The 16,711-nt window shown below is 72.5% G+C and carries 11 protein-coding genes; 3 read left to right on the top strand and 8 right to left on the bottom strand.

Translation table 11 applies throughout. From position 1 onward, the window contains the following. Positions 1-20: 20 nt before the first annotated feature. Positions 21-2,804 (bottom strand): SpoIIE family protein phosphatase, encoded by a 2,784-nt coding sequence (locus ADK36_RS01355; RefSeq protein WP_078942828.1) that lies wholly within the window; start codon positions 2,802-2,804, stop codon positions 21-23. A gap of 133 nt (positions 2,805-2,937) precedes the next feature. Then, positions 2,938-5,487: a SpoIIE family protein phosphatase gene (locus ADK36_RS01350; protein WP_048578877.1), complete on the bottom strand. Its 2,550-nt coding sequence runs from the start codon at positions 5,485-5,487 to the stop codon at positions 2,938-2,940. Between the two features lie 287 nt (positions 5,488-5,774). On the opposite strand from ADK36_RS01350, the gene ADK36_RS01345 reads away from it, so the two are divergent. Next, the gene (locus ADK36_RS01345) at positions 5,775-7,457 is read left to right on the top strand and encodes a hypothetical protein (protein WP_048578876.1); all 1,683 of its coding nucleotides are present in this window, start codon (positions 5,775-5,777) and stop codon (positions 7,455-7,457) included. 1 nt (position 7,458) lies between these two features. Here the strand turns inward: ADK36_RS01345 and ADK36_RS01340 are convergent, their stop codons facing one another. From ADK36_RS01340 to ADK36_RS01330, 3 genes are all read right to left on the bottom strand, one after another. Further along, positions 7,459-9,267, bottom strand: coding sequence for a SpoIIE family protein phosphatase (locus ADK36_RS01340; RefSeq protein ID WP_063776787.1), 1,809 nt, complete (start codon positions 9,265-9,267; stop codon positions 7,459-7,461). 61 nt (positions 9,268-9,328) lie between these two features. After that, positions 9,329-10,030: a class I SAM-dependent DNA methyltransferase gene (locus ADK36_RS01335; RefSeq protein ID WP_048578875.1), complete on the bottom strand. Its 702-nt coding sequence runs from the start codon at positions 10,028-10,030 to the stop codon at positions 9,329-9,331. Positions 10,031-10,107: 77 nt separating this feature from the next. After that, entirely contained in the window at positions 10,108-11,601 is a 1,494-nt protein-coding gene (locus tag ADK36_RS01330) for an FAD-binding protein (RefSeq protein WP_048578874.1), read from the bottom strand. 257 nt (positions 11,602-11,858) lie between these two features. On the opposite strand from ADK36_RS01330, the gene ADK36_RS01325 reads away from it, so the two are divergent. Next, positions 11,859-13,130, top strand: a complete 1,272-nt coding sequence (locus ADK36_RS01325; protein WP_234329617.1) for a hypothetical protein — start codon at positions 11,859-11,861, stop codon at positions 13,128-13,130. A 22-nt stretch (positions 13,131-13,152) separates the two neighbouring features. On the opposite strand, the gene ADK36_RS01320 is transcribed toward ADK36_RS01325, so the two are convergent. Beyond that, positions 13,153-14,856: an ABC transporter ATP-binding protein gene (locus tag ADK36_RS01320; RefSeq protein ID WP_048578872.1), complete on the bottom strand. Its 1,704-nt coding sequence runs from the start codon at positions 14,854-14,856 to the stop codon at positions 13,153-13,155. A gap of 435 nt (positions 14,857-15,291) precedes the next feature. Between ADK36_RS01320 and ADK36_RS01315 the strand changes: the two genes are divergently transcribed. Beyond that, the gene (locus ADK36_RS01315; RefSeq protein ID WP_048578871.1) at positions 15,292-15,729 is read left to right on the top strand and encodes an ATP-binding protein; all 438 of its coding nucleotides are present in this window, start codon (positions 15,292-15,294) and stop codon (positions 15,727-15,729) included. A 76-nt stretch (positions 15,730-15,805) separates the two neighbouring features. Here ADK36_RS01315 and ADK36_RS01310 read toward each other — a convergent pair whose 3' ends face one another. After that, entirely contained in the window at positions 15,806-16,237 is a 432-nt protein-coding gene (locus ADK36_RS01310; RefSeq protein WP_048579210.1) for an ATP-binding protein, read from the bottom strand. Between the two features lie 159 nt (positions 16,238-16,396). After that, positions 16,397-16,672, bottom strand: coding sequence for a DUF5133 domain-containing protein (locus tag ADK36_RS01305; protein WP_053195946.1), 276 nt, complete (start codon positions 16,670-16,672; stop codon positions 16,397-16,399). Between the last annotated feature and the right edge of the window lie 39 nt (positions 16,673-16,711).

Raw genomic sequence — 16,711 nt, 5'->3', positions numbered from 1 at the left:
TATGCACAAACAGCCGCCGCCTACGGCAGCGGCTGCTCCGCCCAGATCACCTTGCCCGCGGGCAGGTACCGCGTGCCCCAGCGGTCCGCGAGCTGCGCGACCAGGAACAGGCCGCGCCCGCCCTCGTCCGTCATGGTCGCGTAGCGCAGATGCGGCGAGGTGCTGCTGCTGTCGAAGACCTCGCAGATCAGACTGCGATCGCGCAGCATGCGCACCCGGATCGGCTCACCGCCGTACCGGATCGCGTTGGTGACCAGCTCGCTCAGGATGAGCTCCGTGGTGAACGACAGCTCCTCCAGCCCCCACGCCTCCAGCGTCCGCGTCACGGCGGACCGCACCTCGGCCACGGCCGCCGGATCGGACGGCACCTGCCACTCGGCGACCAGGTCGGCCCCGAGCGCCCGGGTGCGCGCCACGATCAGCGCGATGTCGTCGCTCGCCCGGACGCCCGGCTGCCGGGCGTCCAGTACGGCCTGGCAGGTCTCCTCCGGCGACCGGCCGGCCCCGGCCAGCGCGGCACGCAGCAGCTCCAGACCCTCGTCGATGTCCCGCTCGCGGTCCTCCACGAGCCCGTCGGTGTAGAGCACGAGCCGGCTGTCCTCCGCCAGCTCCAGCTCGGCCGTCTCGAACGGCAGCCCGCCCAGACCCAGCGGGGGACCGGCGGGCACGTCCGGGAAGTCGACCGAGCCGTCCGGCTGGATCAGGGCCGGCGGCGGATGGCCCGCGCGGGCGACCGTGCACCGCTGGGACACCGGGTCGTAGACCGCGTACAGACAGGTCGCACCGGTCACCGGGGCGCTGTCGCCCTCCTCCTCCGTCTCGTCCTGGTCGATCCGGGCGACCAGTTCGTCGAGGAGCGCGAGCAGTTCGTCGGGCGGCAGGTCCAGGGCGGAGAAGTTGTGCACCGCCGTACGCAGCCGGCCCATCGTGGCCGCCGCGTGCAGCCCGTGGCCGACGACGTCCCCCACCACCAGCGCGACCCGCGCACCGGACAGCGGCAGCACGTCGAACCAGTCCCCGCCCACACCGGCCTGCGCCGGCAGATACCGGTAGGCGATGTCCAGCGCGTTCTGCTCCGGCAGGCTGCGGGGCAGCAGGCTGCGCTGGAGGGTGACGGCCATGCTGTGCTCGCGCGTGTACCGGCGGGCGTTGTCGATGGACACCGCGGCCCTGGCGACCAGCTCCTCCGCGAGCGCCACCTCGTCGGCGTCGAACGGCCCGGCCTTGCGCGACCGCCAGAAGCTGACCACGCCCAGCACCAGGGACCCCGTCCTGAGCGGCACCGCGACCAGCGAGTGGATCCCGAAGTCCACGACCTGCGCCGACCGCTCCTGATCCTGGGCACGCCAGCCCGGCGCCTCGTCCAGCCGCGGCTCGATGACGGCCCGCCCCTCCTTGAGCGCGCGGGCCTGCGGCGAGGAGTCCACGAGCCGGATCTTCTCGCCCACCGGGTACAGCGGCGCGTCCTCGCGTATCCCGCCGCACGCCGTGCGGCGCAGCCCGGTCGCCCCCTCCGGCTGCCCGCCGCCCAGCACGGCCTCGAACAGGTCGACGGTGGCGAAGTCCGCGAACCGGGGCACCGCCAGCTCCGCCAGTTCCTCGGCTGTGCGGGTGACGTCCAGGCTGGTGCCGATGCCCACACCGGCGTCGTACAGCATGTTGAGGCGCTCCCGGGCCTCCTCGGCGCGGCCGGACAGGGCCCGCAGCTCGGTCGAGTCGCGGAGCGTGGCGACGCTGCCGGACGGGCGGCCCCTGAGGGTGGTGGGGCGCTGGTTGACCGCCAGCAGCCGGTCCTTGACCAGGTGCACCTCGTCCGTGGCCATCCGGCCGGAGTCCAGCAGCTCGGCCGTGTCGGGGGCGAGGCCGAGGTGCAGCACCCGGTGTCCCTCGGCGTCCTCGGGCAGGTCGAGGAGGCGGTGCGCCTCGTCGTTGGCGAGCAGCAGCCGACCCTCGGCGCCGACGATGATCACGCCCTCCCGGACGGCGTGCAGGACGGCGTCGTGGTGCTCGTACATCCGGGTCATCTCGTCCGGCCCGAGGCCGTGTGTCTGCCGCAGCAGCCGCTTGCTGACCAGCGCGGTGCCCGCCGTGGACAGGGCGAGCGCCGCCGCGGCCGCGGTCAGCAGGAGCGGTAGCTGCCGGTCCGCCGTACCGCCCACGGTCGCCTTCGTCACCCCGGCCGACACCAGCCCGACGACCTTGCCGTCGGGATCCTTGATCGGCACCACCGCCTGCACGAGCGGCCCGATGGTGCCCGTGATCTCCTCGGTCACGACCTGCCCGGCCAGCGCGGGCGCGATGTTCCCGACGAACGTCTTGCCGATGCGGTCCGTCTTGGGATGGGTGTAGCGGACGCCGTCGGTGTTCATGACGACGAGGAAGTCCACGTCCGTGGCCTCGCGCGCCGCCTCGGCCCGCGGTTGCAGCACGGCGGTGGGGTCCGGGCTGTCCAGCGCCTCCCGGGTGCCCGGCGCGTTCGCGAACGCCTCGGCGACCGCCACCGAACGATGACGGGCCTCCTGCGTGGTGTCATAGCGCACCTGGAGCACCAGCGCCGCCACCGCGGCGACGACCAGCAGCAGCACGATCACCACTTGCAGCAGGAACACCTGACCGGCGAGGCTGCGCCCGCCCAGCGTCGCCCACACCGCGGAGAACCGCCCCTGGCGCCGCCCCTCGGCCGGAGCCTCGCGCGGCAGCCCCGCTTCGGGCACACCCCGGACACGGTCGGGCGCACCCCGTGTGCGCTCACCGCTCGGACGACGGGCCGACCGGGCCCCGGAGCGACCCCACAGTCGGACCATGTGCCCATGTCTACACTGCCGGGCCTCAGGAGGCGAGAGACGTAACAGACCGTGACAAGGCCCGCCGCGTCCCCCACACATCGGCCACAGGTGTGAAGTGCCGGACCGGGCAACTCCCGTCCCCGCCACAGGGTTACCCGCCCGGACGCCGCCGGCGCGTGCCCTCACCTCCGGTGCGGGGCGCGGCCCGTCGCGTGGCCAGCAGCAGCGCGATGTCGTCGGGGCGGTCCGCCGTGTGCCGGGCGGTCGCGGTGAGCCGGTCGGCCATGCCCGCCAGCGAACGCCCGCCCGGACGGGCGCCGGGGGCACCGGCCTTGGCCAGCGCCACACGCAGCGCGCTGATGCCGTCGTCGATGTCGACACCGGGCCGCTCGACCAGCCCGTCCGTGTACAACGCCAGCACGGCGCCCGGCTCCATCCGCAGCTCCGCCACCGGATACGTCGCCTGCGGGTCCACGCCGAGCACCACACCGCCGGGCAGTTCCAGGACCTGCGTACGGCCGTCCGGGCGGCGCAGCAGCGGCCGCGGGTGGCCTGCAACCGCCGCCTGGGCGACGCCGGTCACGGGGTCGAGCCGGATGTAGCAGCAGCTCGCGAACAGGCCGGCGTCCAGGTCGATGAGCAGGTGGTTGGTGCCGCTCATGACCTCGTCGGGCGGCCGGTCACCGAGGGCGAAGGCCCGCACCGCGCTGCGCAGCTGGCCCATGGTGGCCGCCGCCTGCACGCCGTGCCCCTGCACATCGCCGATGACCAGGGCCAGACCGTCACCGGCGGCGACGACGTCGTACCAGTCACCGCCCACCTCCATGCCCTGGGTGCCGGGCAGATAGCGTCCGGCGGTCTCCACCAGCGGGTGTTGCGACAGCCGGCGGGGGAGCAGCGCCTGCTGGAGCCCACGGGCCAGCGCGGCCTCGCTCTCGTAGCGCTGCGCCTTCTCCATCGCGTGGGCGATCAGTCCGGCCATCGCGGTCAGGACCGTGCGTTCCTCGGTGCTGAAGCTGCGCGGCCGGTCGAAGCCGAGGATGCAGGAGCCGACGGGCCGCCCGGAGGCGATCAGCGGCAGGAAGGCGCGCGCCCCCTCCGTCGCGTCCAGCGCGATGCCCGGGTAGGCGTCGGCGAGCTGCTGCATCGAGTCGAAGAACAGCGGGCGCCCGCTGGTCAGCGTCTCGACCCCGGGCAGCCGCGCGTCCAGCCCCACACCGTCGAACGGGGCGAGGAACCCCTTGGGGAAGCCGGTCTCCCAGGCCAGGTACAGATGTCGTTCCTGAAGCAGGTAGATGGCCAGCCGGCGGCCGCCGAACGCGGGCAGCAGCTCCCGCATCACCACCGCGGACACCTGACGGGCGGTGACCGCCTCGGTGAGGGCGATGGCGAGCACGATGGGGCGGTACAGCGGGGAGAGCGACGGAGCACCGGGCTTCTCCGGCGCGCCGAGCACGTCCGGGAGAGCGGACGGGCTGTCCGTCACCCGGTGCCCCAGCCGGATCGTGCAGGTCAGCAGGTCCGGGCCGGGATAGACGGACAGGGCGAGCCAGTCCCCCTCGGCCGCGTGGGGCTCGCGCCCGTGGGCGGACGGTCTTCGGACATGGAAGTGCACCGGGTCAGGAGAGAGCAGCGCCCCGCGCAGATGGTCCTCGACGGTGGGCTGGTTGAGCCACGGAACGCCCTCCCAGAGAGGCCGGCCCAGCAGCTCGGTGCGCGGCCGGCGCAGCAGCCGGGCCGCATGCGGATTCGCGTAGACGATCGTCCCCAGCCGGTCCAGGCACAGCACGCCGTCCGGCAGCAGGTCGGCCGCCGCGTCCGCCACCGTGCCCGGCCCCGGATCCAGGACGACACCCCGAACCGTCGTGGCCCGGGTGCGAGCCGTGTCGTCGTACGGCCCCCACACCTCGACCAGCCGGGGCGCACCGTCCGGGCCGCGCACGAACAGCGGCAGGGCCGGGGGCCGGCCACCGGCCGCCTCCCGCAGCGCCGCCAGGATCCGCTCCGCGTCCCCAGGAGAGACCGCGTCCGCGAACGCCTCCGCGGTGCCGTGGGCTTGTGCCGCGGCCGAACCCAGGACGACGTTCAGCCGTTCGTCCGCCGTCAGCAGACCCGTCGCCGGGTCCCAGGCGAACCGTCCCAGGTGCGCGGAGGGCGGGCGGCTGGCCGGCGGCCGCACACACAGGGGCCCGCCCTCCCAGGACACCGCCGACGCGTCCTGGTCCTCCAGCTTGTCCAGCGCCGCCCCCAGTTCCTCGGCCAGCCGAGCCATGCGCTCGCGCGCCGGCAGCAGCTCCGTGGCATCCGCCGCCGACGGCCGCAGCACGCTCAGCACGCCGAAGACGCCGGACCTGCCCACGACGGGGACGTACACGGACCCGAACGGGAACGGCAGGCCGGCCGCGTACTGCGGATAGCGGCGCATCGCCTCCGTCGCGTTCGGCAGCACGACCTCGACCCCGAGCCGGTAGGCGTCCGCGACGGGGAACGGCCGGTCCACATGCAGCCGCCACCACGGCCGGAACAACGGCCCCGGCAGCCCTTCCAGCACCGCCAGCCGCAGCAGCCCGGGCGTGCGGGAGCGCAGATAGACCCCTCCGGCGTGGCCACCGGCCGCGCTGATCGCCTCCGCCGAGGCATCGATCAGCAGCGCCGCCAGCATGCCGGGCGTGCGCTCTGCGCCCTCGGCGCTCCCAGTCATCGGCCCTACCTCGTCCGTACGCCATCACGCGTGCGACACAGCAAGAATGCGCCACGAGCGCCCCCGCCCGCACCTGGGCGGCACGACCCGGCGCCCCACGGCCCCGGCACCGGGGCGTCACGGCGCCGCAGGCCCGGGTACCCACGCGGCTAGGACCGACGCCGCGACGGGACCCTTCGGCCGACCCGCAACCGCACCACCGCTCCCCGCGTTGTCGGTGCGAGACCCGAGGCTCTCCGCAAGACTCGGGAACGGTCCGCCGGCGCAGCACAGGCAGGAGACAGACCATGGAGTACTACGACCTCGGCACCTACACCCGCTCCGTGACCACGTCCTCCGCCGACGCGCAACGCTGGTTCGACCGCGGCCTGACGTGGACGTACGCCTTCCACCACGAGGAGGCCGTCGCCTGCTTCGAGGCGGCCGCCGAGGCCGACCCCGACTGCGCCATGGCCCACTGGGGCATCGCCTACGCGCTCGGCCCGAACTACAACAAGCCCTGGGAGTTCTTCGACGACCAGGACCTGGTCCGCACCGTCGACCGGACCCACGCGGCCGTCGAGCTCGCGCACCGGAAGGCGAGTGGCGCCACTCCCGTCGAGCAGGCGCTGATCGCCGCACTGCGCGCCCGCTACCCGCAGGCGAAGGCCGTCGAGGACTGCTCGGTGTGGAACGCCCCCTACGCCGACAGCATGCGCACGGTGTACGAGCTCGCCCCGGACGACCCGGACATCGCCACCCTGTACGCGGACGCCCTGATGAACCTCACGCCCTGGCAGCTGTGGGACCTGAGGACGGGCGAACCGGCCGAAGGCGCCCGCACGTCGGAGGCCAAGGCCGTCCTCGACGCCGCCCTCGCCACCGACGCCGGACGCGAGCACACGGGGGTGGTCCACATGTACGTCCACCTGATGGAGATGTCCCCGACACCCGAGGCGGCGCTGACCGTCGCGGACCGGCTGCGCGGCCTGGTGCCGGACGCCGGGCACCTCCTGCACATGCCCTCGCACCTGGAGGTGCTGTGCGGCGACTACCGGCGAGTGGTCTCCGACAACACCGCGGCGATCGCGGCCGACGAGAAGTACCACGCCCGTGCCGGGGCGATGAACTTCTACACCCTGTACCGCTCGCACAACTACCACTTCAAGATCTACGGCGCGATGTTCCTCGGCCAGAGCGAGGTCGCCCTCAGGGCCGCGGCCGAGCTGGAGGCGTCCATCCCGGAAGAGCTGCTGCGCGTGCAGAGCCCGCCCATGGCCGACTGGCTGGAGGCATTCCTCGCCATGCGGGTCCACGTGCTGATCCGCTTCGGCCGCTGGGACGACATCCTGGCCCTGCCGGTGCCCGCCGACCCCGAGCTGTACGCGATGTCCACGGCGATGCGCCACTACGCGCGAGGCGTCGCCCTCTCCTCCACCCACCGCGTCGCCGAGGCGGAGGCGGAACGCCGGCTCTTCCGGGAGGCCGCGGCCCGGGTCCCCGAGACCCGCATGCTCTTCAACAACACCTGCGCCGACATCCTCGCGATCGCCTCGGCGATGCTCGACGGCGAACTGGAGTACCGCAAGGGCAACCACGACGTCGCCTTCGCCGCCCTGGAACGCTCCATCGAACTGGACGACAACCTCCCCTACGACGAGCCGTGGGGCTGGATGCAGCCCACCCGGCACGCCTACGGCGCACTCCTCCTCGAACAGGGACGGGTCGAGGAGGCGGAAGCGGTCTACCGGGCCGACCTCGGCCTGGACGGCACGCTCCCGCGCGCGTTGCAGCACCCGGGCAACGTCTGGTCCCTGCACGGCCTCCACGAGTGCCTGATGCGACTGGGCCGCACCGGTCAGGCGCAGATGGTGGCCCAGCAGTTGCGCCTCGCCGCCGCGCTGGCGGACGTACCGATCGAGGCCTCCTGCTTCTGCCGACTCGACACGACCGCCCCGGCGCCCGCCGAGAGCGACTGCTGCGCCGACTGAGTCAGTCCTCCGCGGGTCTGCCGGGCAGGGGCTGCTCGAACCAGACCACCTTGCCCGTGCTCACCCTCGTCGCGCCCCAGCGCTGGGACAGCTGGTCGACCAGGAACAGCCCTCGGCCGCCCTCGTCGCTCAGCCGGGCGTGCCGCATCCTCGGCACCACCGGGGAGTCGTCACCCACCTCGCAGCGCAGTACGTCCGTGCAGAGCAGCCGCAGGGTGATCGGCCGGGACGCGAAACGTACGGCGTTCGCCACCACCTCGCTGACCATCAGCTCGGTGGTCTCCACCAGGGAGTCGAGCCCCCAGTGGCCGAGCGTCCTGCGGGTCAGCCGCCGGGCCTGGCCCGCTGTCTGCGGGCGGGGCGCCAGGTACCAGTACGCGACGGTCTCCGGCAGGATGCCCTCGAACCGGGCGGCGAGCAGCGCGATGTCGTCGTCCCGGTCCCCCGATCCCAGCGCGCCGAGCGCCGCGTCGCACAGCTTCTCCAGCGCCTCAGGCTCGGATCCGGCGGCGGCCGCGCGCAGGCGTGCGCACAGCCGCTCCACCCCGGTCAGCACGTCCGAGTCGCGGGACTCGACCAGGCCGTCGGTGTACAGCAGCAGGGCGGCCCCGGCCGGCGCGTGCGTCTCGACGGACTCGAATCCGCCGCCGCCGACGCCGATCGGCGCGCCGGGCGGGACCTGGAGGACCTCCGTGGTGCCGTCCGGATGCAGCAGCACCGGCGGCAGGTGGCCGGCGTTGGACACCAGCAGCCGGTGCAGCACCGGGTCGTACATGGCGTACAGGCAGGTCGCCGTGTGCTCGCTGCCCAGACGGCCCGCCTGTTCGTCGAGGTGGTGCAGCACCTCGTCCGGGGGCAGATCGAGCCCGGCCAGGGTCTGCACGCTGGTGCGCAGCTGACCCATGATCGCTGCCGAGGTCATGGAATGGCCCATCACATCGCCGATCACCAGCGCGACACGGTTGCCGGGCAGCGGAATCGCGTCGTACCAGTCGCCGCCGACCTGCGCGGTCCGCGAGGACGGCAGATAACGGCTGGCCAGTCGGACACCGGGCGGCTCCGGGAGCGACGGCGGGAGCATGGTGCGTTGCAGCGCGTCGGCGATGGACGCCTCGCGCTCGTACAACATCGCCTTTTCCAGCCCGAGAGCGGTGTGGGTGGCGAGCTGGGAGGCGACGAGCAGGTCGTCGCCGGTGAAGTCCGGCCGGCCGGGGCCGCGGACGAGGACGACGCTGCCCAGGACATGGCTGCGGCCGTGCAGCGGGGCGATGATGAGCCGACGTCCGGGCGCCACCGTCGACGGATCGTCCGCCGTTCCCAGCAGGTCCGCCGCCGCGGAGGCGGCGCCCCGCGTGTCCCCGAGCACCGGCCGCCCGTCCCGAAGCAGCGCGGCGAGGGGGCCGCCGGGCGCCGGGTGCACGACCTCTGCCGCCCGGCTCGGACGCGGGCCGGACGGGGGCGCTCCGGGGTCGAGGGTGCCGGAGGCCCCGGGTGGGGACCGGTCCACGGCGTGCAGCCGCAGGACCCCAGGGGCGGCGCCGGTCTCGTCGCCGACCGGCAATGGCGCGTACAGATGAACGAACGCCGTGTCGGCGAAGGCGGGGACGGCCGCCCGGCACAGCTCGTACAGGGTCTCGTCGAGATCCATGCCGCGGGCGATCTGGCGGGTCGCCGCGTCGAGGTACCGGAGCCGGTCGGTCTGCGGCTCGGCGACACCGGGCGGCTGCGGCCGACACGCGAGGGCGGCACGTTCCCGCACACCGGGCGCCTGGCCCCGGACGTCCTCACCGGCTCCGGGCTGCTTCGTCATGCCTGTCCTTCCGGCCGTGCGGCCGCGCCGCGCTGCGCCCTTCCGAGCGGATCAGGTGTCGTCAGGCGTGCCGCCTGCACCGCAGGAAGATCTGCACCTCGGGTTGGATGTCGGCGGCTGCCGGAGCATAGGTGTACGAGGACTCCCCGATGATCTCGAAGTCCGCCGCCTCGACCACTTCGCGCAGCTCGTCCCGCAGATAGCCGGAGACGCGGATGCTCGTGCCGATGAACGGGATCTCGAAGTCGTCCACATCGGCCTCCACCATCGACAGCGCGAACAGGCCCTCCGGAACCAGCAGGTGGCGGATGGTCCGAAGGGTGCGGGGAATTTCCGCGCGCGGCAGCATCAGCAGGGAGAAGAAGGCGGTCACCGCGTCGAAGCGGCCGAGGTCCAAGGGCCCGCCGGGGCGCAGATCCGCGATGTCGGCCTGGTGGAACACCCCGTCGGGCACATTGGCGCGGGCCAGCGCGACCATCCCGTCCGACAGGTCCACACCGACGACCTCGACGCCCGCCGCCGCCAGCTGGCCCGCGGTCGGAAGCCCGGTGCCGCAGCCCAGGTCCAGCACCCGGGACCCGGCCGGCAGCGCCCCGATGAGCCACTCGACGGCCGAGACCTGTCCTTCCTTGTGCGGGAAGGCATCGTCATAGCGCTCGCCGATGGCGTCGAAGGCCTCCGCCTGACCTGTGCGGTCGGGCCGTAGGGTCCCGTGGTCGAGTTCGTCGGCAGGATTGCTCACAAGGCTTCTCCTCTCAGGCATTATGGGGCATTTTCTCCAAACGAGACAGGCATGCCGGCCTCACCCCGCCGCGGCCGTAGGCATCCGACCGCGTGGGCTCAGAAGACGCCCTGGCCCGGGACCAGGATCCCTTGTGGGTCGTACGCGCGCTTCGCCCGCTCCAGCCGTCGCCACTCCGGGCCGAAGTGGGCACGCCAGTCCGCTCGGCTGACGGGGATGCTGCCGACCGGATAGCGGGTGCCGCCCGCCGCCGTGGTGAGCTCGTATGCGGAGCGGTTGGCGGTCAGGAGACGGTCGACGGTGGCGGTGTCCTCGGGCGGGGTGGCGCGCAGCAGGGCGAACAGGTACGGCACCGGGTCGTCGGGGGTACGCAGGAGCGGGGTGGTGAGGCGGTCCCGCAGGAGCGGGTAGACGAGGACGAGACCGGGGCCGCCCAGGTCGGCGGGGGTGAGTGTGTCCAGCATCCGCGACGCGAGCGCGGCGGCCGACCTCCCGGGGAGCAGCAGGTTGAGCCAGGGGTGGGCGTACGACCAGAGACCGGCCTCCTTCAGGGCGGCGACGGCGGGGGCCAGCCGGTCGAGGAAGTCGTAGTAGGAGAGGTCGGCGCGCTGGACGCCGGAGGCGTTGTGGCGCAGGCCCCGGAGCAGGACCGTGTCGTCCGGCGCCGGGCCGACCGGCGGGCCGTAGGCCACCGCCTCCAGGGTGGGGACGCGGAACGCGCCGTCGGCGTCCGCCGCGACCTGGCCCTCGACGTAGTCGAAGCGGCCCTCCCGCACCAGGGTGCGCTGGTCGTCGAGGAAGGTCTCCAGGTCGTCGTAGGGCAGCAGGTAGTGGCGTACGGTCTCCGGCGCGGGCACCAGACGGACGGTGGCGCCGACGATGACGGCGCACTGGCCGAGCCCGGCCAGGACGGCGTGGAACAGGTCGGGGCGCCGGGACCGGGAGCAGCGCACGAACTCGCCGGCGCCGGTGACGACCTGGAGTTCGGTGACGTTGTCGACCTGGGCGCCGTGCCGGTGCGTCTGGCCGCCCAGGCCGCCGACGGAGAGGGTGCCGCCGACGGACAGTTCGAGGTAGTCGGTGAAGACGGGCGGGGTGAGGCCATGGGGGATCGTCGCCTTGGCCACTTCACTCCATCTGACGCCGGCGCCGACGGTGACGGTGGTGCTGTCCGGCCCGACGGGGCCGATGTCCGCGAGGGGCGCGGTCTCGATCACCAGCCCGCCCGCCACCTGCGCCTGGCCGTTGGTGGCGTGACCCTGGCCGCGCGGCGCCACCGGCAGGCGATGGGTCCGGCAGAACCGGACCATGGCCACGACGTCGCCGACCGACCCCGGGCGCAGCACGGCGGCGGGACGGCGGTGCACGATGTGGCCGAAGTCGTCGGAGGCGGCCGCGAGCGACGACTCGTCCGTGGTCAGCGACCCGTCCAGCGGGGGAGTCCCGACCAGTGCGCCCGGTCCGGCCGCGGATGCGGTCGTGGCCCAGCTGCGGGTGGCAGGGGTGAAGCCGATCACCGCCGCGCCGGTGGCGGTGAGCCCGCCGGCTGTGAGTCCACGCAGAACGGTACGTCGTGACGGCGTGTGGGACATGTCCGGCCACCTCACCCTTGATCTGGAACCGTCAAGTCCGGCTCATATTAGGCGAGTTGATCGCGTACACGCGGGCCGAAACGAGTGTGCCGCACCACGTTTTCGAGCCTTCCGGCAGCCGTTGAGGCCCTCCTGCAACCCTTGGGCCGCGAGGGGCGTCTGCTGTGTAAGGGGACGGGTGTTCCCCCGCAGTTCATTCGTCCGTCACCGTCGATCGACCAGAGGACCCCATGTTCCCTCCCGCCCCCGGCTCGCGTGTGTCCCGACAGACCGCCGGCGCGGTCGGCGCCGTCGCTCTGATCGCGCTGGGCGCCTCGCCCGTGGCCGCCGAAGACGCCACCCCCGGACTGGTCCTGGGCGAGATGGCCCCGTTCGAGGGGGTGAAGCCGGGCAGCACCTTCGCGGTGCCCGCGAGTTTCACGAACACGGGCTCCGAGGCGCTCGCCAAGGTGTGGCTGTCGTACGAGGTCAGTCACGGACTGAGCCACACCGAACTGCCCTCCAACTGCCTTGCCTGGAAGGTCGGTGGGTTCGACGAGATCCCGGTCAGCACCAAGGCGGTCTGCGCGTTCGACCAGACGGTGAAGCCCGGTGTCGTCTACGCGCCCGAGAAGGCGCTGACGGTCGGCGTGCTGGACAGCGCTCTGTACGACAGCGTCAATGTCGTAGCAAGCGCTCAGGACAACTCTCCCGGGGACGAGGCATCTTCGGGGCCCGTCCGGGGAACCGGCCCCGTGCTGAAGCTGGCCGAGCAGCCCGACGCCACCCCGGCCGCCCCCGGCTCCGCCGAGAACGAGGACTGGGACGCGCAGAAGGTGGCGGTGAACGCCGCGAACACCGCCGACTTCCAGGTGACGGGGGCCCGGTTGAAGGGCCGCGTCGGAGACACCGTCGACCTGACGGTCAAGTTCACCAACGCCGGGCCGGGTTGGATGTACCGGGGGACGGTCGGTACTCCGGCCACCCAGGTCCTGATCAAGATGCCCGCCGGAACGACGGTCACCAAGGGCCACGGCTACTGCGACAAGCTGCCCTCCGGCACCTACGAGTGCGGCACCAGCCAGGCCTGGGTCGACGAGGGCGACGGCGAGACCTACACCTTCAAGCTGAGGATCGACAAGGCGGTGCCGGGCGCCAAGGGCTCGGTGGCGCTCGAAGCGAAGCCCCGGCCGTTCGACCGCGACAAGGCCAACGACGCCGCCGACATCACGCTCGACGTAGCCGGCGCCGACGGCGGATCGACGGGCGGCGGTGGCACTACGACCTCCGGCGGCGGCGCCGGCTCCCCGTCCACCGGCGGGACGGGGGTCACCGGCGGTTCCGGTACCACGGACGGCTCCTCGACCGGCGGCGGTTCCTCCACCACCGGCGCGTCGACGACCGGTGCCACGAACTCCGCCACCACCGGCGACCTGGCGAGCACCGGTTCCGGTTCGACGCTGCCCCTCGCGGGCGCCGCGGTCGCCGCCGTCGGCATCGGCGCCGGCGCTGTTCTGGTCGTACGCCGACGCCGCGCCGCAGGCCGGTAACGGCCCAGGAGAGATTGCGGGTTCAGGGCAACTCGGCCTCCGCGGGGCTGTCGTCGAGGAAGCCGCCCGACTGGTGCTTCCACAGCTTCGCGTAGGCACCGTCCAACGCCAGTAGACCGTCGTGCGTGCCCTGCTCGACGATCTGTCCACGGTCGAGGACCACCAGCTGGTCCATGCCGGCGACCGTGCTCAGCCGGTGCGCCACCACCAGTGCCGTCCGCCCGTCCATGAGCCGCCACAGCGCCTCCTGGACCAGGAGCTCGCTCTCGGAGTCCAGGGCGCTGGTCGCCTCGTCGAGCAGCAGGATCGGCGCGTCGCGCAGGATCGCCCGGGCGAGGGCGACCCGCTGACGCTGCCCGCCGGACAGCTTGATGCCGCGCTCGCCCACCATGGTGTCGAAGCCGTTCGGGAGCGCGTCGGCGAACTCCATGACGTGCGCCGCCTCCGCCGCGCGGCGGATCTCGGCATCGGTGGCGTCCGGCCGGGCGAACGCGATGTTGTCCCGCAGGGTGCGGTGGAACATCGCCGGGTCCTGCGGCACATAGGCCATCAGACCGCGCAGCTCGGCCTGACGCAGCCTGCTGATGTCCTGACCGCCGACCAGGATCCGGCCGGTGTCGATGTCCGTCATCCGCAGCAGCAGCCGGGTGAGGGTGGTCTTGCCGCCGCCGGACCGGCCCACGAGGCCGATCTTCGACCCGGCCGGCACATCCAGGTCGAGGCCCTCGAACAGCGGCCGGCCACCGGCGTGGGCGAAGGTCACCCGCTCGAAGCGGACATCGGCGGGAGCGGGCAGCAGCGGCTCCGGCGACGGCGGATCGAGCACGGTCGGCGGCGTCAGCAGCAGCTCGGTGAACTGCGCGGCCTCCGTCATCGAGCTCTCCAGCCGACGGTAGATCTGGTTGAACTCGAACATGATCCGCGTCGCGTTGGTGTAGTACGTGAACGCGACCACGATCGCCTCCACGCCCGCCGCGCCCCCGCCGAGCGTGACGGCCAGCAGCAGGCCCAGCGCGTTGGTCAGCACCGACATCGGCGCGACCAGCGTGTCGATGCGCAGATTGCCGTAGTCCCATGACCGCAGCGTGAGCCGGCGCGAGGCCGCGACGCGGGAGCGGTGCTCGGCGGCCTCGCGCTCCTCGGCGGCGAACGCCCGCACCGTGTCCATGTTCATCAGACTGTCGGCGACGTGGCCCGAGACCCGGGCGATCGCCTCCTCCCGCTCGTCGACCAGAGCCTGGCGGCGCCGGATGAGGGGCACCACGCACAGCGCGGTCACCGCGATCATCGTCAGGAGCCCGACGACGAGCAGCGGTTCGTAGCGCCACAGCACCACCGCCCCGAACACCAGCGGCACGAAACTGCCCACGATCTGGAACGTCAGCGTGTCGACGAACTGCTCGAAACGGGAGGCGAAGCTCAGGACCCGCTTGGTCAGCGATCCGGCGAAGTTGTCGTGGAAGAACGCCGCGTCCTTGGCGAACAGCTCGTCCATCCCGATCACGTACAGGTGCTCGATGCCCAGGGCGTCGAGGCGGTTCAGGCAGTGCAGCGCGATGCGCCACAGGGTCTCGGCGAGCAGCAGGACACCGACGAAGCCGAGGACGTACGGCAGTGTCGAGTCGAGGGTGACCTCCGTGTCACCCGCGATGTCCCCGACGAGTTTGGCGACGATCAGCGGCGCGATGTAGTTGATTCCGATGTTGCCCAACGCCGAGAGCAGCATCGCGGGTAACGTCAGCCACCGAAGGCGGGCCAACTCCCGTCCGTAGTAACGAAGTGCGAGAAGTACCGAGCGTTTGCCCGGCAGGACCCGGCGTGATTCAGGCGTTCCCATCCCACCCCTGTGCTGTTCTGCGGCAGCCCGCCTCGCGCGACCGGAGGGCAGGGGCAACGCCGCGATTGTTACGTGTGGTAGCGATCCGAGTACGCAGTGTCCCGCGACGGTGGCCGGGACGTCCAAGCGTTTTCCGGTCCGGCCTCCCAGGTCGGTGGCGCTTGGGAGCAGGGCACAGCAGGCCCTGTGGCCTCTCTCTTCCGTGATGTCCCGCGGGTTCCTACCATTCCGGACGCGTAGCCGCGCTCTGCCTGGGAACCAGCAGCGATGGAAGCACCAGGACAAGTCACCGCGGCCGACGGCAGACGGGCCGGAGAAGGTGTGATGGCGACGGAATCGCGGGGAGGCGGCAAACCGCCTTCCGGAGAGATACAGGACTGCGAGGTCAGGTTTGACGGAGGATTCGGTGATGTGACAAGAGCCCGCCTCAGCGCGGAGAAGTATCTGACCACGCTCGAACGGTCAGCACCGCCGGAGACTCCCGAGTACCGGGACGACATCGTGCTGGTGGTCACCGAGCTGGCCGCCAACGCGATCCAGTACGCCCCGGGGCCGTTCGGGCTGACCATGCGCAGGGCGTTCGACGGCGTGCACGTGACGCTCAGCGACACGAACACCACCCCGCCGGCGCCGCGCCCCTTCCACCCCGGCGACGGCAGCGGCGGCGGCATCGGCTGGTATCTGATCCATACACTGTGCGACCAGGTCAGCGTGGTGGTGCGGGAGGACGGCAAGGACGTGCACGCGTTCCTGCCCTGGTGAAGTAGCCCGCCGGCCCGCCCGACGAGCGGGACTCGGGCCGGAGCGGGCGCTGGGCACTGAGGCCCGATCGGGGCGCTCAGGCCAGCGGCACCAGCACGGTGACCGTCTTGCCGCCCGCGCGGCGGCGCTCGATGTGGATCTCGCGGGACAGACGGATGATCAGAGGCCATCCGTAGCCGCTGCCCTCATGCGTGTGGGGGAGCGTGCCGGGCCCGTAGGCGGCGGAGGGGACGGCCTCGCTGTAGTCGTGCACGCTCAGTCTCACTCCCTCGGGCAGCAGGGCCACCTCGAACCCCGCGAGGCCGCCGCCGTGCCGGATGGCGTTGGTGACCACCTCCGACACGACGAGCAGGAGATCCATGACGGCTCGCTCACCCGTCGGGCCGGACGGGACACGCCGGTGCTTCTCCACGACCGACCGCACATAGCTCCGTGCCGCCGCCGCGCTGGTGATCGGGACCGACCGGGGACGCGTCGTCCGGCTGTCCCCGGCCGGACGACGCTCCATCGGCTTCACGGTCGCTCGTTCGCGGCCCGCGGAATGCTCATCACTCCCTGAGCATGGCAGGCTCGCGCCAAGGGGATTGCGGCTTCCGTCACTTCACCATTCCTCGCACGCTGTCGTCTCCGCTCCTCGTCGTCCGTCCCCGGGTCCATGGAGCTCCGTCTACCCGGGCACGGCCGAATCATGGGGCGGAGCGAGGTAGCGGGCCGCGACGGGGTCGTGCGCGGCCGCGAGCAGGCGGCGGGCCGCTTCCAGGGCCCGCCCCACCTCGCGTGTTCCGGTCGACACGCACAGCGTGTAGGCCAGGTCCTGCGCGCGCAGGACGCGCCGGCCCGTGCCGTCGTCGCTGCCCTCCATGTCCCCGCCGCCCGGGTGGGACATGAGCGTCTCGTACTCCTCGACGAGCCTGCGCAGCATCGTCGGATGGGGCATCAGCATGTGTCTGCGCTCCTGGATGAGGTGATCTCCTGAATGCCG

It is taken from the genome of Streptomyces viridochromogenes, assembly GCF_001270495.1.
GTDB lineage: Bacteria > Actinomycetota > Actinomycetes > Streptomycetales > Streptomycetaceae > Streptomyces > Streptomyces viridochromogenes_A.
Note: the sequence above shows the minus strand (reverse complement) of the source record. Positions and strands in the feature narration are given on the sequence as shown.

What these genes read in the sequence shown, in the direction of transcription:
- ADK36_RS01355 (WP_078942828.1), bottom strand. Translation starts at nt 2,804, where the DNA reads ATGGTCCGACTGTGGGGTCGCTCCGGGGCCCGGTCGGCCCGTCGTCCG.
- ADK36_RS01350 (WP_048578877.1), bottom strand. Translation starts at nt 5,487, where the DNA reads ATGACTGGGAGCGCCGAGGGCGCAGAGCGCACGCCCGGCATGCTGGCG.
- ADK36_RS01345 (WP_048578876.1), top strand. Translation starts at nt 5,775, where the DNA reads ATGGAGTACTACGACCTCGGCACCTACACCCGCTCCGTGACCACGTCC.
- ADK36_RS01340 (WP_063776787.1), bottom strand. Translation starts at nt 9,267, where the DNA reads ATGACGAAGCAGCCCGGAGCCGGTGAGGACGTCCGGGGCCAGGCGCCC.
- ADK36_RS01335 (WP_048578875.1), bottom strand. Translation starts at nt 10,030, where the DNA reads ATGCCTGAGAGGAGAAGCCTTGTGAGCAATCCTGCCGACGAACTCGAC.
- ADK36_RS01330 (WP_048578874.1), bottom strand. Translation starts at nt 11,601, where the DNA reads ATGTCCCACACGCCGTCACGACGTACCGTTCTGCGTGGACTCACAGCC.
- ADK36_RS01320 (WP_048578872.1), bottom strand. Translation starts at nt 14,856, where the DNA reads ATGCTGCTCTCGGCGTTGGGCAACATCGGAATCAACTACATCGCGCCG.
- ADK36_RS01315 (WP_048578871.1), top strand. Translation starts at nt 15,292, where the DNA reads ATGGCGACGGAATCGCGGGGAGGCGGCAAACCGCCTTCCGGAGAGATA.
- ADK36_RS01310 (WP_048579210.1), bottom strand. Translation starts at nt 16,237, where the DNA reads ATGGAGCGTCGTCCGGCCGGGGACAGCCGGACGACGCGTCCCCGGTCG.
- ADK36_RS01305 (WP_053195946.1), bottom strand. Translation starts at nt 16,672, where the DNA reads ATGCTGATGCCCCATCCGACGATGCTGCGCAGGCTCGTCGAGGAGTAC.